The organism is Pseudomonas sp. GW821-FHT09E04 (genome assembly GCF_059416185.1).
Window position 1 is genome coordinate 97,558 of sequence record NZ_JBWKOR010000003.1, and the last position, 21,875, is coordinate 119,432.

The window sequence follows — 21,875 nt, forward strand, 5'->3', positions numbered from 1 at the left end:
GGTCAAAAAAACGCGGCCAGTATCGATGCGAACAAAATCCTCCACCGTAAAGAATGCGTAAAAAATCGATCCGCCCCAGACAAACCCGCATGCTTTTAAGGTCGGCTGATTGTTATGGCTGATGGCATAATCGCCAGCAGTTCATAACAGGGGCGCATCAATGTCCGTTGAAAGCTACGACCTGCTCGCAATCTTTTCGGCGGTGGCGCAAGAGCGCAGCTTCACCCGTGCGGCGGCGAAACTGGGCATGTCACAACCGGCCTTGAGCCGGGCGATGCGTCAACTGGAGGAGCGCCTGGGCGTGCGCTTGCTCGCGCGTACCACGCGCAGCGTCTTGCCGACCCAGGCCGGCGAACACCTGTTGCGAGTGATCGCGCCCCGGTTCGAGGAGATCAATCACGAGTTGGCCTTGCTCAGCGAGTTTCGCGACAAACCGGCCGGCAAGTTGCGCATCACCGCTGGCGAGCATTCCGCGATCACGATCCTGCAACCCGTCCTCACACAGTTGATGCCTGACAACCCCGACCTGAATGTCGAGATCATCGTCGACTACGGCCTGACCGACATCGTCGCCGAAGGCTTCGACGCCGGTGTGCGGCTGGGCGAACAGGTGGCCAAGGACATGATCGCGATGCGCATCGGGCCGGACATGCGCATGGCGGTGGTCGGCTCCCCGGCGTACTTCGCCCGCCACCGCAAACCGCTGATTCCACCCGATCTCATGGAACACAACTGCATCACCCTGCGCATGCCGACCCATGGCAGCCTGCTGCTCTGGGAGTTCGAGAAGGACGGGCAAGCCCTGAATGTGCGAGTCGAGGGGCAACTGGTGTTCAACAACATTGCCATGCGCCTGCAATCCGCGCTCCAGGGGCTGGGGCTGGCCTACATGCCGGAAGACCTGGTGCAGGAGCACGTCGCGCAGGGCCGGCTGATTCGGGTACTCGCCGACTGGTGCGAGCCGTTTTCCGGCTATCACCTCTACTACCCCAGCCGACGCCAGAGCTCACCCGCCTTCACCCTGCTGCGTGATGCGTTGCGCTACGGAAGCTGATGCTGCTCAGGGTTGGGCCAGGTGTTTTTCCAGTGCTTCGCTGGCGCGCCCCGCCGCTTCGACTTCTCCGTGTTGGGTCAGCACCTGCGTCAACTGACGCAATTGCGCGCTGCTCAAGCCCACCCGCAGGCTGGCCGCAATATGCGAGCGCAGCTGCGATTCGGCGCCGAGCGTAGCCGCCAGGGCTGAAACCGTGGCCAGTTCGCGGCTTTGCCAGTCCAGGTTGTCGCGTTCGAAGATATCGCCGAACAGGTGCGTCTGCAGGAACTGGTTGATGACCGGCGCGAAGTCGAACAACGGCCCCTGAACCGGCGCCCCGGCGATACGGGTCTGATTGGCCTTGCCCACGGCCAGCAAGGCGTCGCCTGTCACCACGGCGTGACCGGGTTCGCGCCCAGGCTCATCGTGGAGGCCGCGTTGCTTGCGCGCCTCGACCACTTTCATCAATTCACCCAGCGCATTGAGGCTGCGTGGAAAACCGGCGTAGGCATACAACTGCACCAGAATTTCCTTTGCCTCGCTGACCGTCAGCCCGGCATCCAGCCCTTCGTTCAAAGCGGCGTTGAGACGCGGCATGTTGCTGCTGGCCATGGCCGCGCCAATCGGCACGATCGCCTGCTGCCTCGCGGAGAGCACTTCGGAGACCGCGACTTCTGTCGGAGCTGCCGGCGGCACCGGCCGGTCTTCGGCGACTTTCTCCAGCCACTCCACATTCTTGCCGTTCACCGAGCCGGTCACCGCCAGATGGGTCATGGTGCTGTTGGGCGCAGCGCCATGCCAATGCTTGACGCCCGGCGGGCAGACGATCACATCGCCGGGGTGAATGTCCTGCACAGGCTTGCCCCATTCCTGGGTCTGCCCGACACCGGAAATCACCACCAATCGTTGACCGGCAGGATGGGTGTGCCAGGCCGAACGAGCGCCCGACTCAAAAGTCACGTAAGCGCCGGACGCATTGATTTCGCCCGTGTCGTTGAACAGTGGATCGACGCGCACCCGACCGGAGAAATAATCTTCAGGCCCCACGAATGAAGCCTGAGAACCTGCACGACGGATCTGCTGCGCGTTCAACGGCTCACTGCCGCCGCCCGCGACTTCAGCAGCGCTGGCAAAAGGTGTGGCCGCGCACATGGCGAGGCCCAACAAGGTTTTGTTCATGGATGGCTTCCTTCGAATCAGAGGGTTCGGGCGTAAAACGCCGTCAGCTGTTCCATGGCAACATCGACGTAGGCCGGCACCCAATAGGTTTCGATGTGCGTGGCACCCTCGATCTTGAACAGGGTCTTGTCCTGAGTCCCGGTGGCCTTGGCGAAGGCCTGTTCCGACATATACAGGCTGTCGGCCTTGCTGCCGGCGATCATCAGCAATGGCTTGTCGATCAGCTCGATCTGGTCGGTGGCGTCAAAGCTCATCAGATCCAGCAGGCTGCTGAGGGTGTAACGGAAGGTCGAGTTGGGATGCGCGTGGGTCTTGCCGTAATACTCGAAGCCCTGGCGGTACAGGTCGAACGGCAATTTGGCGATCTGCTCGTCGGTCAGTTTGGCATCGCCGACGTATTGGATGTCCCCGCCGGCGGCTTCCTGGGCGCGGGCGGCCGAGGCTTGCTGCAAACGCTGCTGGATGGTGTCGAGTTGCGAGTCCTGATAACCGTTGCGGCGCACCAGCCCGGAATTGAACATGCTCACCGTGGCAATCGAGCGGAAGCGTTTGTCGGTCTGCGCAGCCTTCAACGAGTAACCGCCACCGCCGCAGATGCCGAGCAAACCCAGATGAGCACTGTCGACGCCGGGGTAGCTGGCGATGAAGTCGGCCATGCCGTGAATGTCTTCGACGCGGTTGGCCGGTTTGTCGATGTTGCGTGGTTCGCCACCGCTCGCACCCTGATAGGCCGCGTCCGCCGTGATCGTGATGTAGCCCTGATCGGCCAGACGCTGAGCATAAAGACCGGCGACCTGCTCTTTCACCCCACCATTGGGGTGCGCGACGACAACGGCGGGATAGTGCCGGGCCGGATCGTAGTTCGCGGGGGTGTAGACGTTGGCGGAAATGGCCAGGCCATTGAACGAGTAGGTCACCGGATGAATGTTGACCTTGCCCGGCTCGTTGCGGGTGATCGCGCCACCGTAAGTCAAGGTGAACGGGTTCTGCCGGTAATCCGCCGCCTCGACTTCAGCACCGGACATCCCGATCATCGCGGCCAGCACCCCGGCCTTCATCGTGGTTCGCATCATTTGCCTCTCCTTTCCATCAATACGGTATGGAGAGGCAAACTACCCTTCGGCGATTGATTGATAAACGGCACTAATTGGATAGCACTGATATCAGAATCACATAAGTCCAGCAAATCAGCGTACCTGCCCCGGCAAACTAGGAATCGCCTGATGTCCGGCGCTGTCCACGGCCACTAGAGTGCGTGGCTCCTCTATCACCGTGTGGCGCCGTCAATATGGAACGACCCGACAAACAGCGACGAATGCGCGTTTTTTCAAACATTGCCTGCGTCATGGCGCTCGTCTGGGGTTCGGGCGCCATGGCCGCGAACTGTGCGTTTACCTATTCGGATAAACACAACACGACAGTGACCCTGAATTTCGGCGCCAACGTGGGGGCGGACAGTTTGACGGTCCCCCAGGACGCGCCCATTGGCACCATCATCTACCAGCAATCGCTCAATGCGGCGGAGCACATCTTTACCTGCACGGCGGCCACACGCTACGGATTCGCCGTGAACCCTGCTCTGGGAGCGCCCGTCGACGCGACCTATCCCCTGGGCAAGACCGGACTTTCATTTCGTGTCGGCACCCCTAACCCGAACATCACCTACATGCCTCCGCCGTTCAATATCGGCTCAGGCACTTACACCACCAATGGCGGGAACTACACGCTGGAGATCTTCAAATCCGGCGAACTGTCGCCGAAAAACGAGATTGCCGCCGGCTTTCTCGGCAACCTGCAAGTCAGTGATCTGGTGTTCATCAAGTTCAACCTGCTCAACCCGATTCACTTGAATACCGCCTCCTGCCAGACCCCGTCCGTGCCGGTGGCGATGGGTGACGACTACCGTCTGGAAGAGTTCGAAAAGAGCGGCGCGACACCGCGCGTGATCAAATACAACATTGCCTTGAACCAGTGCCAGCGCGGCATCAAGAAAGTGACCTATCAACTCAAGGCCACCACCACTGTCATCGACTCGAAGAAAGGCATCGTGGCGCTGAATGCCGAGTCCACAGCCAAAGGCATCGGCCTGCAGTTGATGAACGATGCGGGGCAACCTATCGCACTGGACACCAATTACCCGTTCAACGGCTTCAACACCACCGACACCGACTTCAGGATTCCCTTGTCCGCGTCCTACTACCGCCTCGCCGAAGGCACGCTGAAAGCGGGCACGGCGAACACTGCCGTGACCTTCATCATGAGTTATCTGTAGTCATTTAAGGATCGTCTTATATCGATCGAACTCATGCCTGCCTACAGTGCGGGCATGAGATTGAAGTCGTACCTGCATCAAATCAACCCGATCCTTTCCACCCCGAATGCGGCGCGGCGCTTGTTGCGCATTTTCGCGCTGGTGTTGCTGATCGGCATCCTCGGCGGGGTCTATAACTTTCTGTTATTCACCTTCACCAACGAACTGTCCCGGCGGCGCGGCTACATGAGCAGCGCCATCGCCGAAGCGCATACCTTTTTCACCACTCGCGAGGCGTTGCTCGAAAGCCTCAGCCTGTCGGCCACGCGCAAACCCGCCACCACACCACCGGCCTCCGATGAAGAGATTCATCTGCTGCTGGGCAACACGCCCGGCAAGCAGTGGCGTATCGGCCTGACCCAGCGCATGCGTGATTACCTGGAGGACAAACAGGTCAACCTCATCTACGTCAGCAGCGGCACCGATGCAAACGTCAAGCGTCTGTACACCGCAACACCGATGCCAAAGAACTTTCCCCAGGCCATGCTCAATCGCCTGGAGACGCTCAAGCGCGAGAACGCCCCCGCACTTGAAGAACTGTGGCTGACACATCAATCGGCCCGGCATTCACAGCTGTACATTTTCATTCGCCTCGACGAGCGCGACACGAGTTCCGGCTGGCTGGGACTGGAAATGGACGGCCGCAAAGTCTCCAACGCGCTGAACGATCAGAGCGCGGGTGAGTTCATGATGTTTAACGCCCAGGGCATGTTGCTGTTCACCAATAGCCAAAGCACACGCTTGAGCCAGAATCTTTTGCAGCTTCAGCGTGAAAACTTCTTTGGTCTGGTCGGCGAAGGCTGGTTGCCCGACCATCTGGTGATTCGCAAGCAACTCAAGTCATCGGACTGGCAACTGGTGTACTCCATCGAATTGCGGGCCTTGCTCTCTGCGCTGGCATCGCAACTGATCGGCGCCCTGCTGTTCTGCCTGCTGAGTATCAGCCTGGTATGGCTGCTGATCCGGCGCATGGAGCATCGCTTCATCAAACCGACGATCCACCGCATCCAGGCCGTGGTCGAAAGCGAACTGTTCAGCCGCGACGTGATCCAGACAGCCCCGGTGGCACTGTGTGTTTTGCGCCGCACCGACGGCCAGGTGGTGCTGGAAAACACCCTGTCCCAACAATGGCTGGGCCAGGGCGATGAACGCGAGCAACTGTGTCCCGAATGGATTCGCAGAGCCTTCAATGGCGAAGCACCGCCCCTCACCGACTACTTCGAAACCGCCGATGGCCGCCATCTGTATCTGAGCTGCGTGCCCACCCGCTACAAGGGTGAGGACGTGTTGCTCTGCACCTTCAGTGACATCAGCGCGCGCACCCAGATCGAAGAAGCGTTGCAACAGGCACGCCAGCTCGCCGACGCCGCCAATGATGCGAAGACGTTGTTTCTGGCGACCATGAGCCACGAAATCCGCACACCCCTGTATGGCGTACTGGGGACTCTTGAATTGCTGGCGCGCACCACCCTGGATGTGCAGCAACGCGACTACCTGCGGGCGATCGAGGGTTCATCGGCGACGCTGTTGCAATTGATCTGCGATGTGCTGGACGTGTCAAAAATCGAAGCCGGGCAACTGGCGCTGGAACTGAGCGAGTTCTCCACCCTGCAACTGGTGCAAGAGGTGATCCAGGGTTATGCCGCCGCGGCACGGGGCAAAGGCTTGCAGTTGTATGCCTGCCTGGACCCGCAACTGCCGGAACGGGTCATCGGTGACGCCACGAGAATCCGCCAGATCCTCAATAATCTGCTGAACAACGCCGTCAAATTCACCGACTCCGGGCGGGTGGTCCTGAGGGTCAGGCTGCTCTGTCGCGAAGGCGAGCGTGCCAGCCTGCAATGGCAGGTCTCGGACACCGGCAAAGGCGTCACCCAGGACGATCAGGCGCTGATCTTCAACCCGTTCTATCAGATCGATGGCAGCACCAATGTGGTAGCCGGTACGGGGCTTGGCCTGCCGATCTGTCAGCGCCTGACCCACTTGATGAATGGCAGCATCCGCATGGTCAGCGAGTTGGGACTGGGCAGCAGTTTTTCCCTGGACCTGCCACTGGAAGAACCCTCGGGCAGCGCAGTACAAACGAATCTGAAAGGATTGCTGCAGGAGATCGTCTACGTGGTGTCGCCGATCCGCGAGCTGGCCGAAGTCATCAGCGGCTGGCTAAGACGCTGGGGCGCACGCCCGCAGATCGGCCACCCTCCGCGTCAGGGTTCGTCCTCCCAGAGCATCCTGATCGAGCTGCACCCGGGCGCGTTCGAGCAACGCCTTGAATCCGAATGGACCGGCCCGCTGGTGCTCGCCACCGGTGACGGCAGCCACGAGCCGCAGATCATGTCCGGTGGCTGGAAGGTCAATCTCAACGACCTGCACGCCATTCACCAGGCGGTCAGCCTGGCACAGGGATTGTGGGTGGCAAAACCTGCGACACACGCCGATCCACAGGAGCTGAAACGGCTGAACCTGCACATTCTGGTAGCCGAAGACAACGTCATCAATCAATTGATCCTGCGTGATCAACTGGAGGAACTCGGTTGCACCGTGGTGCTGGCCGCCGATGGCGAAGAGGCGCTGTCGCTGTGGCGCGACGGACCGTTCGACATCATCCTCAGCGACGTCAACATGCCGCGCCTCAATGGCTACGAACTGGCCCGGGAGCTACGTCGCCTGGGCTGCACCCTTCCCATCATCGGCGCCACCGCCAACGCCTTGCGCGGAGAAGCGGCCCAATGCCTGGCCGCCGGCATGAACCACTGCCTGGTCAAGCCGTTCACGCTGCAAGCCCTGTTCAATTACCTGGTGCCTTATGAAAGAGCTGCCCATGAAGCGCTGTAGCATCCTGATTGTCGAAGACCATCCCTTCCAGCATTTGTACTTGCAGCACCTGTTCAGCGAACTGGGTGATTTTCATCTCGAAGCGGCACGCGATGGCGCAGAAGCGCTCGCCCGTCTGCAACGACGTGAATTCGATCTGGTACTGACCGACCTGCTCATGCCCGGCATGGATGGCGTGCAGTTCATCCAGGGGCTGGCCGCCCTGCACGCCCGACCGGCCCTGGCAATCATGAGTGCGACCTCCCGGCGCATGTTGATGGGGGCCAGCCTGGTGGCGCGCAATTCGGGGGTCAAGGTCATCGGACTGATTTCCAAACCGGTGAAATCCACGGCCCTGCGCGACCTGACCGACCAGCTCATGGGTTTGCGCCAGGCCACTCAGCCACTGCCCGTTCCGGGCATTGAGCGCCAGGCCATTCTTGACGCCCTGGGCAATGGTCAACTGCAAGCCTGGTTTCAACCCAAGAAAGCCCTCGCCAACGGGCGCATCGTCGCCGCCGAAGCCCTGGTGCGATGGATGCACCCGGAACACGGCTTGATGCTGCCGGGCCTGTTTCTACCGGCGCTCAAAGCCTTCAATCTGGAGGAACACCTGCTGTGGCACGTATTGGGTCAGGCGATCGAGGCGCAGGCCCGATGGCGCGATCAGGGGTACGACATTCCAGTGTCGATCAACCTGCCCACGCACCTGCTCAACAGCCATGACCTGACCGACCGGATTCTCGAGTTCGTGCACGCCCATCACGGGGTGCCGGGAAAAATCTGCTTTGAACTGATGGAGTGTTCGGTGCCTCAGGACATCAGCAACTTCTACGCCGGTGCCTGCCGGTTGCGGATCATGGGGTTCGGCCTGTCGCAGGATGATTTCGGCAAGGGTTACAGCTCCTACATGAACCTGGTGTCGACTCCTTTTACCGAGCTGAAGATTGACCGGGCGCTGGTTCAGGGCTGCAACGAGAACGAGGAACTGGCCCAGGCACTGACCAGCATTGTCGCCCTCGGACGGCAGTTGGGCCTGACCGTGGTCGCCGAAGGTGTGGAAACCGCGCAAGAGCTTGCTCTGTTGCGTAAAATCGACTGCACTCAGGTTCAGGGTTTCCTGATCTCCCATGCCGTGTCCCCGGATCAGTTCCAGCAGTTGTTGACCCATGACGGTCCGGCTAGCACCTATTGACCCTCAGACACGTGCGTTCCAGCGTCTCTTGCTTCGAGGTCTCAGTGCTCAACCGCTTTGCGCTCACCGGTCGCGTGGCCGTGCGATGAATCATCCCAACGCCATTTTCGACAAACTGGCCAACAGTTCGCTGCGCCTGAACAAAGGCCTGACCGTACTGTGCGCAACCGTCATGCTGCTGATCGGAATCAGCTATTGGGGCGTGCAGCGCACGCTCGAAGAGCAGCACGACACGGTGCGATTCCACTTTGCGCGGTTGCTGGAGAATCTGCACGAACAGGAAGCCTTTCTCGAAACGCTGTCTGCGCACAGCGCCGAGGGCGGCATGTTGACCTCGACGGTTATCCCCATGTCGCTGCAACAGGCAATGCCTGACGAGGGGCCTGATATCTACCGGGGCCAACAGCATTCCTTTTCCCTGCCCTTCAGTGTGAAGGTCGATCCGCACAAGATCGCCCCCAGTCAGCACCTGAAAGTCTTCAACCTCGGTGCGCACCTGGCCGATCACTACAGCGCCTTCTGGTCGGCCTCGCATTTTCAGTCACCGCAAGTTGTCCTGTTCAACGTCCCGGACAACTTCGACATCGCCGTGCCCGCCGCCGGGCGTCTGCGCGGTGAGGGCCAGATACAGGGCGGGGAGTTTGTCGGGGTAATGAAGCAGTTGCTGCAACGACTGCACGATGCCAACCCAAAGCCCTTGGATAACCGGGTTCACTGGGTGCAATACAATGCGGCGGAGGGTGACAGCGCCAAGGCGTCCGTGCTCGGTTACGTCAACATCGACTTGTCTTCGGCCCCGATGCATATCGAGGGCGCCAGCTCCTGGGTGGTGGTCGCTTCACTGTTGAACCTGGCTCAGGTCAACAACATCGAACGCATCATGCAATGGTCGATCTACGACCACTTCACCCTCATCGCCCCCTCCGGTGAAGCGCTGATCGGTGCGATAAAACCTGATCTGAAGATTGATGAAGGACTGAACTTCAACCGTGACGGGCTGGTGTTCAAAGTCTCCAGCCCGGGCGAACGGCACTGGTCGGGGATTTACGTCATCAGCCTGAAAAGCTTCCTCAACTACGCCCTGTGGCCGTTGCTGGCGTTGTTCGCGTTGCTGCTGGCGGGGATTGGCGGTGGCCGGGCGTTCAATCGCTGGTACAAGCGCCGCGTGGTGCTGCCTGCCCACCGGGCCCACGAAAGCATCGCCGAAAGCGAAGCGTTCAGCCGCACAGTCATTGATACGGCACCGGCCGGCCTGTGCGTCATCCGCCGCAGAGACCATGCCGTGTTACTGGAAAATCGCCGCGCCCAGCAATGGCAGGACAGCACCAAACTGATTACGGTACTCAATCGTCAGCACGATCTCATCCGTTCCGGGCAGACCGACCTTGAGATCGATGGCCGTCACCTGCATGTCGACTTCACCTCCACCCGTTATCAGGGACAGGATGCCTGGCTGTGCGCAATCCATGACGTCACCCGCCTGGTCGAAGATGCCGCCGCACTGGAAGACGCACGCAAAGCCGCCGATTCGGCCAACGCGGCCAAAACCCGGTTTCTGGCGACGATGAGCCATGAAATCCGTACGCCGTTATACGGTGTGCTGGGCACCCTCGAACTGTTGGGGCTGACCCCGCTGGAACCGCGTCAGCAGCAGTACCTCAATACCATCCAGCGGTCTTCCGCCACCTTGTTCCAGTTGATCAGTGATGTGCTGGACGTGTCGAAGATCGAGTCCGGGCAAATGACGCTGGAAGACCAGGATTTCTGCCCGCTGGAACTGACCGAAGACACTTTGCGCACCTACAGTGCCTTCGCCGAAGCCAAGGGGCTGCAACTCTACGCCTGCATGGATGCCAGCCTTCCGGACCGGGTTCGCGGTGATCCGCTGCGCATTCGGCAAATCCTCAATAATCTGTTGAGCAATGCCATCAAGTTCACCGACAACGGTCGGGTCGTTCTGCGGGTCCGGGTGCTGGAGCGCAGCGCCGGTGACGTGAGCCTGCAGTGGCAGGTCAGCGATACGGGCATCGGTATTTCCCAGGCCCAGCAAGTGCAGTTGTTTGATCCGTTCTATCAGGTCCGCGATGCCTCCAGTGAAGCAGGTGCGGGGCTGGGCCTGGCGATCTGCCGGTGGCTGTGCGACCTGATGGCGGGCCAGCTCAAAGTGGTCAGCGAGCCCGGGCTGGGCAGCAGTTTTTCCCTGCAACTGACACTGGAGTGTCTGCCGGGAGAACTGGCCGATTGCCCCGAGTTCACGCCGGGAACTCCACCGGTTTATGTCCGTGCACAGGCTCAGGAACTGGCGCAGCACCTCTGCGCCTGGCTCAACCGCCTGGGTGCGGACGCCCGGGTCGCGGGTGGCGACAGTCAACCCGCCACGGCGTCGGCGCTGTTGGTGGATATGCTGCCGATTGGCAATGAAGCCCCCTGGCCCGGCCCACGGATCATCGCCACCGCAGGCGCCCGCAAAGCGCCGTCGGGCACCACGCAGGATCGGGAAGTCGACGCTCACGATGTCCGCGCGATCGCCCTGGCCGTGAACCGTGCGCTGCACGGTGCGGATGTTCACCAGCCACTTTTACTGCCCGAAACAGCGGCCGATCTGAATCTGCGGATCCTGGTGGCCGAAGACAACCCGATCAATCAGGCGATCATCAAGGAACAACTGGAAGCCCTGGGCTGTTCGGTAACAGCGGCCGACAACGGAGAACAGGCACTGGCCCAATGGCTGCCCGGACTGTTCGACCTGGTGCTGACTGACGTCAACATGCCGATCATCAACGGCTATGAACTGGCCACAGCCTTGCGCCAACGCGGCGCGGACCTGCCCATTATCGGTGTCACCGCCAATGCCCTGCGCGAGGAAGGCGAACGTTGTGCCACCGTGGGCATGAACGCCTGGCTGGTCAAACCTCTGAACCTGCAAACATTGCGAACGCAGTTGATCAAACACTGCAAGAAGCCCGTGGCCGCGCATGCCGACAGCGCTCCGATAGTCGAGGCCCCCTCCTCGACTGAAGCGCCTGTGCAATTGTCAGCGAAAATGCAGGAGCTCTTTATCAGCACCCTGCAACAGGACATGCAGGACATCCGCACAGCGCTGAACCAGGAAGAGGCTGACCGCACGGCACAAAAACTCCACAGCGTCGCCGGCTCACTGGGTGTCATTCAGGCCAGCACCCTCGCCCAGACCTGCGCCCTGCTGGAATGCCGACTGACCGGGCACAAACTCACCCCGACCCTGACGCTGGACGTTCACCAGGTTCTTGAAGACCTGAACGCGTTACTGGCGACATTCAAGTAACCTCCCCCTTATTTACCCAACGACACCTTACGGACACCTGGTCATGGAAAAACTCAACGTTGTCATCGCGGATGATCACCCCATCGTGTTGCTGGGAGTGCGCGAACTCGTCGAACGGGACGAGCATTTCAGCGTCGTGGGCGAAAGCATCAGTTCGGACGGGCTGATCAAGCTGCTCGAAAGCCAGCCTGTCGACCTGGTCATCACCGATTTCAACATGCCTGCGGACTCCCCCTATGGTGATGGTCTCAAACTGGTGGAGTACCTGAAGCGGCACTTTCCCCATGTGCAAATCCTGGTGCTGACCATGATCTCCAATCCGCTGATCCTGACCCGCCTGCATGAACTGGGCGTCCTCGGGGTCATCCAGAAACATCAGTTGCACAACGAAATCGAAGTCGCGCTCAAGGCTGTCGCCAATGGCAGGCCCTTCCGCAGTGCGACCCCAGAGCCGGTTTCGGTGATCGAGTCCACCGCCGACCTGGACGAACGCTTTGCCCGACTATCACCCAAGGAGCATGAAATCCTGCGCCTGTTTGTTGCAGGCCAAAGTGTCAGCGACATTGCCCGTGGCCAGAACAGAAGTGCCAAGACCATCAGTACGCAAAAGATCGCCGCAATGCGCAAACTTGAAGTCAGCAGTGATCAGGATTTGTTGGCTTACTGCATCGAGCGCAAACTTTTCAACTAACGAACCGTCATCAGCGACTGTTGATTCATGGGCATTTCGTGATTCTAAGGATCGTCTGATTTTTTCATCTGAACAGCTTTCGTATCGTGGCAGCGCACTTTAACGCTGCACTTCAAACACATACGGAAATCAGAATGAAAAAGTTCACCCTGGCATTTTTGACCCTGTCGATCCTGAGCGCCACCGGCAATGCATTTGCCGCCGACCCGGTCGTTCCAACCAAGGCCGGCTCCGGCACCATCAACTTCTCCGGCATCATCAACAACGACGCCTGCTCGGTTCAGAGCTCGGACTTGAACAAGACCATTTCCGTGCCGATGGGTGAAGTGTCGATCAAGGACATGGGCACCGCAGCCGCACCGATCGGCAGCGGTAAGCTCAGCGCCGAAAACTTCGACATGAAGATCACCTGCAACAAGGGCACCAAGGTGTCGATGATCTTCCAACCGAAAAAAGGCGCCGGTTCGGGCCTCGTCGAAGGCACCAAGGTGTTGAAACTGATCGACGGGCTGGGCGCGGCGAAGAACATCGGTATCGCCCTGCTCGACGCCAACGGCGCGCTGATCGATCTGTCTTCGGACGCCACCGCCCACATCGAGAACACCCTGCAGGATGGCGGCACCACCCTGAAGTTCTCGGCTGCCTACGTCACCACCGGCCCGCTGGACACCGTTGTCGCCGGTCGTGGTGATGCCACCCTGCCGTTCGTTCTGCAATACGAATAACTCCGCGCAGACGTTGACCCCGGAGCGGGGCCCGGTGCCCCGCCTCTCTTTGGCAATCAATCGGTAATCATCATGTTGGTTCGTCCCCTTTCCTTTTGCCTGGGCCTCCTGGGCTTGCTCGTGGCTGCCCAGGCCAGCGCCGGTATCTCTTTGAGCGCCACCCGCCTGGTGTTCGACGGCAAGCACAAAGAGGCCGGCATCACCGTGCGCAATAACGGTGAAGACGTACTTATCCAGTCCTGGGTCGACCGCGACGGGTCCGAGACGGCCTCGGTGCCCTTCGCCGTGACCCCGCCGCTGGCCCGGGTGACCGGTAACGAACAGCAATTGCTGCGGGTGATCTACGAGGGCACCGGCATGCCGTCCGACAGAGAGTCGGTGGTCTGGCTCAATGTCCAGGAGATCCCCCAGGCTGCCAAAACACAAAACACGCTGCAGCTCGCCGTGCGCCAGCGCATCAAAGTGTTCTTCCGCCCGGCCGGGTTGAACGCCAACGCTTATCTGGCACCGACCGAACTGCAATGGGCGCTTGTGGAACGGGCAGGAAAAACAGCCCTGAGCATCAAAAACCCCGGTCTCTACCACGTGTCCATGGTGGATATAAAACTGCAGTCAGGAACATCAGCTGAAAAAGTAGTTGATTCATTGATGATCGCCCCGGGCGAGCAGAAAGAGTTCGCCACCCAACAACTGACAAACATCAAAACCGCCCACTTGTCGTTCACCAGCATCAACGACTACGGCGCGCAAGAGCGTTACGCCACAGCACTGGCCGGAAGTTCGACAGCGAAAGCCAGCCTGGCCAAAGAATCGCCTTAACGCGTCTGTTTAATTATCAGTCGTACATCAACCGTACTTCACTTCGCTCCGCTCAGTCATGCGTACCGGGGGTGATATAGGTCAATTGCATGTTTTTACTCACTCGCGACAGACAAGATCGTGGCGTAAACCACAGCTGGCAACTGGCAATTCCCTTATCACGCTTGAGCCCAACGCTGGCCATCATCATTGCGTCCTGCCTGCCCATCGCAGCGACCGCCGCCGAGCCTGAGCAAGAACCGCTCGACCAATTCAACACCGCGTTTCTTCAGGGCGCCCAGTCGTCCGTGGACCTGCAACTGTTGCTGTCGGCCAACAGCGTGCTGCCGGGCAATTACCGGGTAGACCTCTACAGCAACGAGGTGTTGGTGGGGCGTCGTGATATCGATTTTCGGCGCAATGCGAAGAACGGCAAGGTCCAGGCCTGTCTGACCCTGGACATGCTCCAGCAACTGGGCATCGACATGAAAAAACTAGAAGCGACCGGCAAGCTTGACCCCCTTGATCCGCACGCGTGTCATGACCTTCCCGAGCTGATCGACAAAGCCACTGTGCGCTACGACGTCAGTCGGCTGCGCCTGATGGTCAGCGTGCCGCAAATCGCCATGCAGCGCGGCATGCGCGGGTATGTCGACCCGGCGCTGTGGGATCAGGGTGTTTCGGCAGCCTTTATCAACTATCAGTTGAGCAGCAACCGCAACAGCTCCGATCACAGCACCACACTTTCCAATAACCTGGGATTGCGTAACGGGATCAACCTGGGCGGCTGGCGGCTGCGTAACGAGTCGAACTTCAGCAGCACCACCGGGCAACCGAGCACCTTCAAGAGCAACCGCAGCTTCGTGCAGCATGATGTGACGGCACTGAAGGGGCAATTCAGTGCGGGCGACATTTTCTCCGACACAGACCTGTTCGACAGCGTGCGTTATCGCGGCCTGAAACTGGCCTCCGATGAAGGCATGCGCGCGGACAGCGAACGCGGCTACGCGCCGATCATCCGTGGTGTGGCGGAAACCAGCGCCACGGTGGAGATCCGTCAGAACAACTACATCCTCTACACCGCCAACGTGCCGCCGGGCCCGTTCGAGATCAGCGATATCTATCCCAGCGGCTCCAACGGCGACCTGGAAGTGACCATCATCGAGGCCGATGGCCGTCGCCGAGTCACGCTGCAGGCGTTTTCCAGCCTGCCGATCATGGTGCGTGAAGGTCAGGCGAAGTACAGCGTCTCGGCGGGCAAGTACAACAGCAACAGCGAGGGGCTGACGTCGCCGCAGTTTGTCAGCAGCACGCTGGCTTACGGTATCAGCAGCAACCTGACCGGGATCGTCGGTGTCCAGGCCTCGGACAATTTCCAGGCGCTGGCGCTTGGTGCCGGGCGCAACACCCGTATCGGCGCTGTTTCGATCGACCTTACCCACTCGGCCAGCCGTACCCCCGGACAATCCACCCAGGGCAACAGCCTGCGGGCGTTGTATGCAAAAACGTTCACCGGGACCGACACCAGCTTCACCCTCGCCGCCTATCGATACTCCACCGAGGGCTATCGGACGCTCACCCAGCATGTCGAAGAACTCGGCACCGACAGCTCAAGACGCAGCGCCAACTCGAAAACCCGTACCGACCTGACCGTCAACCAGAGCCTGGGCCGTCAACAGCAATTTGGCAGTGTCTATCTCAACGCCAGCGATCAGCGCTACTGGAATCGCGGGGGCTCCCAGAGCCTCTCGGCCGGCTACAGCAACGTCTGGGGCGAGATGACGTACAACGTCGGCGCCACCTACACCAAGGATGTCGGTGATTTCGGTCCTTCGAACAACGACACTCTGGTCAATCTGTCCCTGTCATTCCCGCTGGGCTCCAGACCTCGGGCGCCTCGTGCCTTCGTCTCGGCCAGCACGCAGAAGGACAGCGACAGCACGCAGGTGGGCATCAACGGTTATCTGTCGGAAGACAGCGACACCTATTACTCGCTGCAAGGCGGCAACAGCAGCAACGGTGGCAACTCGGCCTCGGCCAACCTCAGCACCCGCACGTCCGTGGCCAACGTCAGCGCCGGCTACAGCCAGGGGCGTGGCTACACCTCGCAGAACCTCAACCTTGCCGGTGCCGTCGTGGCCCACGGAGGCGGGATCAATCTTGGGCAAACGGTGGGTGAAACCTTCGCGCTGGCTGAAGTGCCAGGCGTCGCCGGTGTCAAGATCGGCAGCTACAGCGGTGCCGAAACCGGGCGCAACGGCTTTGCCGTCGTGCCCAATGCGCAACCTTATCGGGTGAACTGGATCAGCCTCGATACGCGGGACCTGGGCGCCGACATCGAGATCGACAACGCGACCCGACAAGTCGTGCCAAGGCGCGGCGCCGTGGTGCTGGCCCGATACGCCAGCACCAGCGGCAGACGCGTGCAATTCGAGCTGTTCGATGCTCGACACAAACCCCTCCCGTTCGGCGCTGCGCTGGAAGACCGCGCCGGCAAACAGATTGCGATTTCAGACCCCGGCGGCAAAGCGCTGGCGCTGGTGGAAGAAGATGCAGCCACGCTCTTGATCAAATGGAATGGTCAGCAATGCACGGCCGCCTATTCGTTGCCGGAGCGCGACAAGTCCGTGAACTACGAGCGTGTGAGTCTGGTGTGCCAGCCGTGAACGGGCGAGGCTCATCGTTCGACGACTATCGGGCAGGATCAGGCAAGGAATCGATAGAAATGCACTAACGTGCCTTCGGGGCAGAACGGGAAGATGGCCCTTCGACCACCCCATCGAGGACGTTCCCATGCTAGTTCAAGCCTACGGTGCCCACGCGGGCGACAAACCCCTTGAGCCTATCCAGATCAATCGCCGCGCCCCTGCGGCCCATGACGTCCAGATCGACATCGCCTTCTGCGGCATCTGCCATTCCGACCTGCACCAGGTGCGCTCCGAGTGGGCCGGCACACAATTCCCTTGCGTACCGGGACACGAAATCGTCGGCCGCGTTTCGGCGGTCGGTGCCCATGTTTCCGAATACAAGGTCGGCGATCTGGTCGGCGTCGGTTGCATCGTCGACAGCTGCAAACACTGTGAAGACTGCGAAACCGGCCTGGAAAACTACTGCGACAGCATGATCGGCACCTACAACTTCCCGACCCCGGACGCCCCCGGCTGGACGCTCGGCGGCTACTCGCAAAACATCGTGGTGCATGAGCGTTACGTGCTGCGCATCCGACACCCCGAAGCACAACTGGCCGCCGTCGCACCGCTGCTGTGTGCGGGCATCACCACTTACTCGCCACTGCGTCAGTGGAACGCCGGGCCGGGCAAGAAGATCGGCGTGGTCGGCATCGGTGGCCTGGGCCACATGGGCATCAAACTGGCCCACGCAATGGGTGCGCACGTCGTTGCGTTCACCACCTCCGAGTCCAAGCGCGAAGCGGCGAAAGCACTGGGCGCCGATGAAGTGGTGGTGTCGCGCAATCCGGAAGAAATGGCTGCGCACACCAAGAGCTTCGACTTCATCCTCAACACCGTCGCCGCCCCTCACGATCTCGATGCGTTCCTGGTGCTGCTCAAGCGTGACGGCGCCCTGACACTGGTCGGCGCCCCCGCCTCACCGCATCCATCGCCGAACGTGTTCAACCTGATCATGAAACGGCGCACCATCGCCGGCTCGATGATCGGCGGCATTCCCGAGACCCAGGAGATGCTGGATTTCTGCGCCGAGCACGGCATCGTGTCCGACATCGAACTGATTCGCGCGGATCAGATCAATGAGTCCTATGAGCGGATGCTCAAGGGCGATGTGAAGTATCGGTTTGTGATTGATAACGCGACGTTGGCAGGCTGAGCGCCGGGCTCGACGAACGCGTCAATGTAACGACGAAAATCCCGGGCGCTTCAATGCCCCGGGATGACCGCTGGCCCAACCCCCTTCTGTTACCGAGATCGCTTCGGGACCGTTCATTTGCCCAGATTCTGATTCATCAGATTGTCCAGTACCGGTTGTTGACTGGCGGCTTGCCAGTCGCGCCAATGCTTGCACCCCTCCACGTTGACTTCCGCTGCATGACTGCGCGCATCGCAGATCATTGCCCACTTTTGCCTCAAGGTCGGATATTTAATGAAGTCCGCCCGGGTGGGTGGCTCACAGCCGGATAACGTGGCGACCGACAGAATGGTGGCCGCGAGTTTCCAGGCGAGTGGATAGCTGCTGGCTGGCGTCATGACAATGAATCCCCCTTCCGGGAGACCCTCCTGAAGTAATGAAAAAACCTGCTGTTTTCATAGGCTGCAGAAGAATCTTAGGGATTGATTGGCCCCTCCACGAGATCCACTTTCAGGTTATTTCATGGAACCATTTCCACGCACGAGTGGCACCTTCGAGGCCTGGCCGTAGTGGCGGATAAGGCACGCCATCTGGCCCAGCGCGCACAAGACACCGTCAGCGAAACCCGGGATGGCTTTCCAAAATCACTCCATTTGAAGTAGCCTTTTGATATCAAAAAGATATCAAACGTCTTCGAAGGTCGTCAGACCCGAGTTTTTGCGGAAAGGAATTCCATGAACAACGTCATTACGTAAACGCCTGCTTTTGCATTGATCTTTCCCCCCACACCCAGTAAAAAACCCTCTCCCTTTTCCATCCTCGCAAGGAGCAGCGGATGCTCGAGCTATCCACGGATCGACTGGACCTGCGCACGATGGTCGAGTCCGACTGGCCTCTGTTCCTCAGGCTGCATTCCGAGCCGCAGACCATGCAGTACGTGTTCGGCGAAATTGCCGAGGAGCAGGTTCGCAAAGGTTTCGAACATCGGCTCCCGGCGTGGGGGCCGCAATCAGAGCACTGGTTGTGCCTGGTGGTGATCGACAGGGTCAGCGGCCAGGAGCTGGGCGTGACCGGGTTGCGCATTCTCTCGCCCGGGCATGCCGAGGTGGGTTGCCTGCTGTTGCCGGAACATCAGGGCAAAGGTTTTGGTACCGAGTCGCGGCAGGCAATCATCGACCATGCCGCATCCATCGGGCTGGACTCGTTGGAGTCGACCGTGACCGACGGTAATATCGCGTCCTGCAAGGTGCTGGAGAAATGCGGCTTTGTGTTCGCACGTCGTGTGCCGCAGGCCTACCAGATCGGTGATCGGTGGTTCGACGATCTGATCTATCACTATCAAATCCGCTGAGCCTTACGCTCAACGACTCGCCAAGGAGGCCTTTCGTCGTGAATCCCTATCAATGCCTGCCCCCACGTTCCTTCTGGCGTACGGCCGTGGCCGACAAGTCCGCGCTGGACATCGGTGAGCTGTGGACACCGCAATTCGAGATCGGCAACAAGGACGCCATCGTCACCGCCGGTTCCTGTTTTGCCCAGCACATCGGCCGCGCGCTGGTTGCGCGCGGCATGAACTGGCTGGATGCGGAACCCGCCCCGGACGCGTTGCCTGAGGCGGACTGGAAGGCCCACAACTACGGAGTGTTTTCGTTCCGCACCGGCAATCTGTATACCCCGGCGATGTTGTGCCAATGGCTCGAATGGGCGCTGGGCGTGAGCGCTCCGCCGGATGAGGTCTGGGTGCATGACGGGCGCTTCTTCGATCCGTTCCGCCCCGCCGTGGAGCCCGACGGTTTTGCCAGCGAGCAGGCGTTGTTCGAGTCGCGTGAGGCCACCCTCGACGCCATCCGCGAAGCGTTGCGCCGCGCCCGAGTGTTCGTCTTCACCCTCGGGCTGACCGAAGCCTGGCAACATCGCGAGACCGGTCTGGTGTATCCCGTGTGTCCCGGCACCGTGCGTGGCACTTTCGATCCGTTGCTCCACCGGTTCTGCAACTTCGGTTTCATGGACACTTATGGCGACATGGTCAGGGCGCTGGAGTTGATGCGTTCGATCAACCCGCAACTGCGCCTGCTGCTCACCGTTTCACCGGTGCCCCTGACGGCAACCGCCACCGGGCAACATGTGCTGAGCGCCACGACCTACTCCAAATCGGTGCTGCGCGCCGTCGCCGGGCAGTTGTGTGAAGACCTGCCCGACGTCGACTATTTCCCGTCCTACGAAATCATCACCGGCACCCCGTTCAAGGGCGCGTTCTACCAGCCCAACCAGCGGGAAGTGACACCAGAAGGTGTGGCGTTCGTAATGCAGCAATTCTTTGCCGGGCTCGACGCGGTTCAATCGGTGCAGGCGCCGACCACCTCCCCCTCCACCAGCGTGTCCAGCGAGGATCTTGTCTGTGAAGACGCCGTACTCGATTACTACGCCTAGGTTTCTGCTGCTGGGCGACTCCCATGCCGGCGTCATCGGCAAGGCAGCGCAGGCCCGTGAACTGCCTTTCGGCGGCGGCCCGCTGGGAACCGGTCGGGACTTCGCCGTCGACTTCTTCAGCCTGGCGCGCAACGACGTGGTCTTTCGGGATGGGGAAATGGATCGGCTGTATCGCCAGGCTCTCGATACGCTGAAAGTGCCGCAACTGGCGAAGGTCAGCGTGCCGCTGGTGAGCACTATAGGCCTGAGCCTGCACTACCTCGCCACCGCGCCGAACTGGACCTGCTACCAGAATGCGCACGGCGAGCTCGACGACGGTTTTCTCGCCGGGCCGTTGTTCGAGGCGGTCATCGACACCCTGTCCCGCCCTGCGCTGGCTTTCTATGAACAGGCCCTGGCGCTGAACCTCAAGGTGTTCGCCGTATTGCCGCCGCAACGGGTGCCGGAGCTCTCCGACACGCGCGTGTTCATGGCCGCACAGTCATTGCTGATCGAACGCCTGCAAGGGCTTGGCGTCGAGCTGATCGACATGCGCGAGGCGGCGAATGATGAGCAGGGTTTTCAGCGTGAGGCGTTCTGCGAAGTGGATGACCCGCTGCACGGCAATCTGGCATTCGGTGAGTTGATCGTCGAGCAACTGATCCGTCGCGGCGTCTAGCACCTGTGGGAGCAAGTGGCTCCCACAGGTTTTTTCAGCACCATCAAGCCTTGGGCTGCGTCCCGAGGATCGTCACCCGCTCGCCATAACGCGAATGCGGGAAATAATCCCAGATCGCGTGGTGCTGGGTGCAGCGGTTGTCCCAGAACACCAGCGTGTTCGGCGCCCAGCGTACGCGACAGCTGAGAGACGGTTCCCGAGCCACCAGGTCGAACAGCATGTTCAACAGCACCTGACTTTCGCCACCGGACAACTGCACGATGTGCGATGTGAAACCGGAATTGACGAACAGCGACTTGCGCCCGGTTTCCGGGTGACGCACCACCACCGGGTGTTCGGTTTTAGGCAGATTGGCCGGCGCTTCGTAACCTTTCCATGGGATCGCACCGTCATGAATCGCGGTCAATTCGCCGAGAAACTGCTGCATCGTCGGCGAGAGCATTTCGATCGCCAGGTGCATGTTGGCGAACAACGTATCGCCGCCGGTGCCGATGGCCGGGGTTTCCTTGACGTACAACATCGAACCCATGGACGGCGCCAGGTCGGCCGTGCCGTCGGTGTGCCAGGTTTCGCCGGCCACATAGCGCGATTGCGCATTGGCGCGGATCACCACCAGTTCCGGGTCATCGCCGTCGATGTCTTCCACCGGCAAGGCCCGCAGTTCGCCGAACAGCCGGCCAAACGCCTTGTGTTCCTCGACCGTCAGATGCTGATCGCGGAACACCAGCACGTGGTTCTCCAGAAAGGCCCGGCGGATTTCCGCGAGTTGATCGTCGCTCAGCGGTTGCGAAAGATCGACGCCGCCGATTTCGGCACCGATGATCGGCGTGATCCGGTCGACCGTGATGCGCTGATACGGCGCACGCTTTCCTGCGGCGATGCGCTCGATTGCCTTGAGTGCCAACTGATCCATGT

The 21,875-nt window shown here is 60.4% G+C and carries 17 protein-coding genes; 13 read left to right on the forward strand and 4 right to left on the reverse strand.

What is annotated here, in order from left to right; all coding sequences use genetic code 11:
- Positions 1-160: 160 nt before the first annotated feature.
- Entirely contained in the window at positions 161-1,054 is an 894-nt protein-coding gene (locus AC07N4_RS11775) for a LysR family transcriptional regulator (RefSeq protein ID WP_493066197.1), read from the forward strand.
- Positions 1,055-1,060: 6 nt separating this feature from the next.
- On the opposite strand, the gene AC07N4_RS11780 is transcribed toward AC07N4_RS11775, so the two are convergent.
- Both AC07N4_RS11780 and AC07N4_RS11785 read right to left on the reverse strand, forming a co-directional pair.
- Entirely contained in the window at positions 1,061-2,212 is a 1,152-nt protein-coding gene (locus AC07N4_RS11780) for a (R)-mandelonitrile lyase (RefSeq protein ID WP_493066196.1), read from the reverse strand.
- Between the two features lie 17 nt (positions 2,213-2,229).
- Positions 2,230-3,285: an alpha/beta hydrolase gene (locus AC07N4_RS11785; RefSeq protein ID WP_493066195.1), complete on the reverse strand. Its 1,056-nt coding sequence runs from the start codon at positions 3,283-3,285 to the stop codon at positions 2,230-2,232.
- Between the two features lie 299 nt (positions 3,286-3,584).
- Between AC07N4_RS11785 and AC07N4_RS11790 the strand changes: the two genes are divergently transcribed.
- From AC07N4_RS11790 to AC07N4_RS11830, 9 genes are all read left to right on the forward strand, one after another.
- On the forward strand, positions 3,585-4,484 hold the full coding sequence (locus tag AC07N4_RS11790; RefSeq protein WP_096820715.1) for a fimbrial protein: 900 nt from the start codon (positions 3,585-3,587) through the stop codon (positions 4,482-4,484).
- 54 nt (positions 4,485-4,538) lie between these two features.
- Positions 4,539-7,358 carry an ATP-binding protein gene (locus AC07N4_RS11795; RefSeq protein ID WP_493066256.1) on the forward strand — a complete coding sequence of 940 codons (2,820 nt, stop codon included), beginning with the start codon at positions 4,539-4,541 and terminating at the stop codon, positions 7,356-7,358.
- Positions 7,345-8,532 carry a response regulator cyclic di-GMP phosphodiesterase PvrR gene (pvrR, locus tag AC07N4_RS11800; protein WP_096820625.1) on the forward strand — a complete coding sequence of 396 codons (1,188 nt, stop codon included), beginning with the start codon at positions 7,345-7,347 and terminating at the stop codon, positions 8,530-8,532. Before AC07N4_RS11795 ends, pvrR begins: the two co-directional genes overlap by 14 nt.
- A gap of 85 nt (positions 8,533-8,617) precedes the next feature.
- The gene (locus tag AC07N4_RS11805) at positions 8,618-11,836 is read left to right on the forward strand and encodes a hybrid sensor histidine kinase/response regulator (RefSeq protein WP_493066194.1); all 3,219 of its coding nucleotides are present in this window, start codon (positions 8,618-8,620) and stop codon (positions 11,834-11,836) included.
- A 43-nt stretch (positions 11,837-11,879) separates the two neighbouring features.
- Positions 11,880-12,527: a response regulator gene (locus AC07N4_RS11810; protein WP_493066193.1), complete on the forward strand. Its 648-nt coding sequence runs from the start codon at positions 11,880-11,882 to the stop codon at positions 12,525-12,527.
- A 134-nt stretch (positions 12,528-12,661) separates the two neighbouring features.
- Positions 12,662-13,252: a fimbrial protein gene (locus AC07N4_RS11815; protein WP_096820622.1), complete on the forward strand. Its 591-nt coding sequence runs from the start codon at positions 12,662-12,664 to the stop codon at positions 13,250-13,252.
- 72 nt (positions 13,253-13,324) lie between these two features.
- The gene (locus AC07N4_RS11820) at positions 13,325-14,071 is read left to right on the forward strand and encodes a fimbrial biogenesis chaperone (protein WP_493066192.1); all 747 of its coding nucleotides are present in this window, start codon (positions 13,325-13,327) and stop codon (positions 14,069-14,071) included.
- Positions 14,072-14,160: 89 nt separating this feature from the next.
- Complete coding sequence (locus AC07N4_RS11825; RefSeq protein ID WP_096820621.1) at positions 14,161-16,716, forward strand: fimbria/pilus outer membrane usher protein; 2,556 nt, start codon at positions 14,161-14,163, stop codon at positions 16,714-16,716.
- A gap of 127 nt (positions 16,717-16,843) precedes the next feature.
- On the forward strand, positions 16,844-17,893 hold the full coding sequence (locus tag AC07N4_RS11830; RefSeq protein WP_096820620.1) for an NAD(P)-dependent alcohol dehydrogenase: 1,050 nt from the start codon (positions 16,844-16,846) through the stop codon (positions 17,891-17,893).
- Positions 17,894-18,006: 113 nt separating this feature from the next.
- Here AC07N4_RS11830 and AC07N4_RS11835 read toward each other — a convergent pair whose 3' ends face one another.
- Positions 18,007-18,270: a hypothetical protein gene (locus AC07N4_RS11835; protein WP_102622152.1), complete on the reverse strand. Its 264-nt coding sequence runs from the start codon at positions 18,268-18,270 to the stop codon at positions 18,007-18,009.
- Between the two features lie 437 nt (positions 18,271-18,707).
- Here AC07N4_RS11835 and AC07N4_RS11840 point away from each other — a divergent pair, with 437 nt between their 5' ends.
- Genes AC07N4_RS11840 through AC07N4_RS11850 form a run of 3 tightly spaced genes read left to right on the forward strand, consistent with a single transcriptional unit; the run spans position 18,708 to position 20,960 of the window.
- On the forward strand, positions 18,708-19,223 hold the full coding sequence (locus AC07N4_RS11840) for a GNAT family N-acetyltransferase (RefSeq protein ID WP_493066191.1): 516 nt from the start codon (positions 18,708-18,710) through the stop codon (positions 19,221-19,223).
- Between the two features lie 38 nt (positions 19,224-19,261).
- A complete protein-coding gene (locus tag AC07N4_RS11845; protein WP_493066190.1) occupies positions 19,262-20,302 on the forward strand; it encodes a GSCFA domain-containing protein in 1,041 nt (346 codons plus the stop codon).
- Entirely contained in the window at positions 20,271-20,960 is a 690-nt protein-coding gene (locus AC07N4_RS11850; protein WP_493066189.1) for a hypothetical protein, read from the forward strand. The genes AC07N4_RS11845 and AC07N4_RS11850 overlap by 32 nt, the downstream gene beginning before the upstream one ends.
- 43 nt (positions 20,961-21,003) lie before the next feature.
- Here AC07N4_RS11850 and AC07N4_RS11855 read toward each other — a convergent pair whose 3' ends face one another.
- A complete protein-coding gene (locus AC07N4_RS11855) occupies positions 21,004-21,873 on the reverse strand; it encodes a TauD/TfdA family dioxygenase (protein ID WP_273538276.1) in 870 nt (289 codons plus the stop codon).
- Positions 21,874-21,875: the final 2 nt, after the last annotated feature.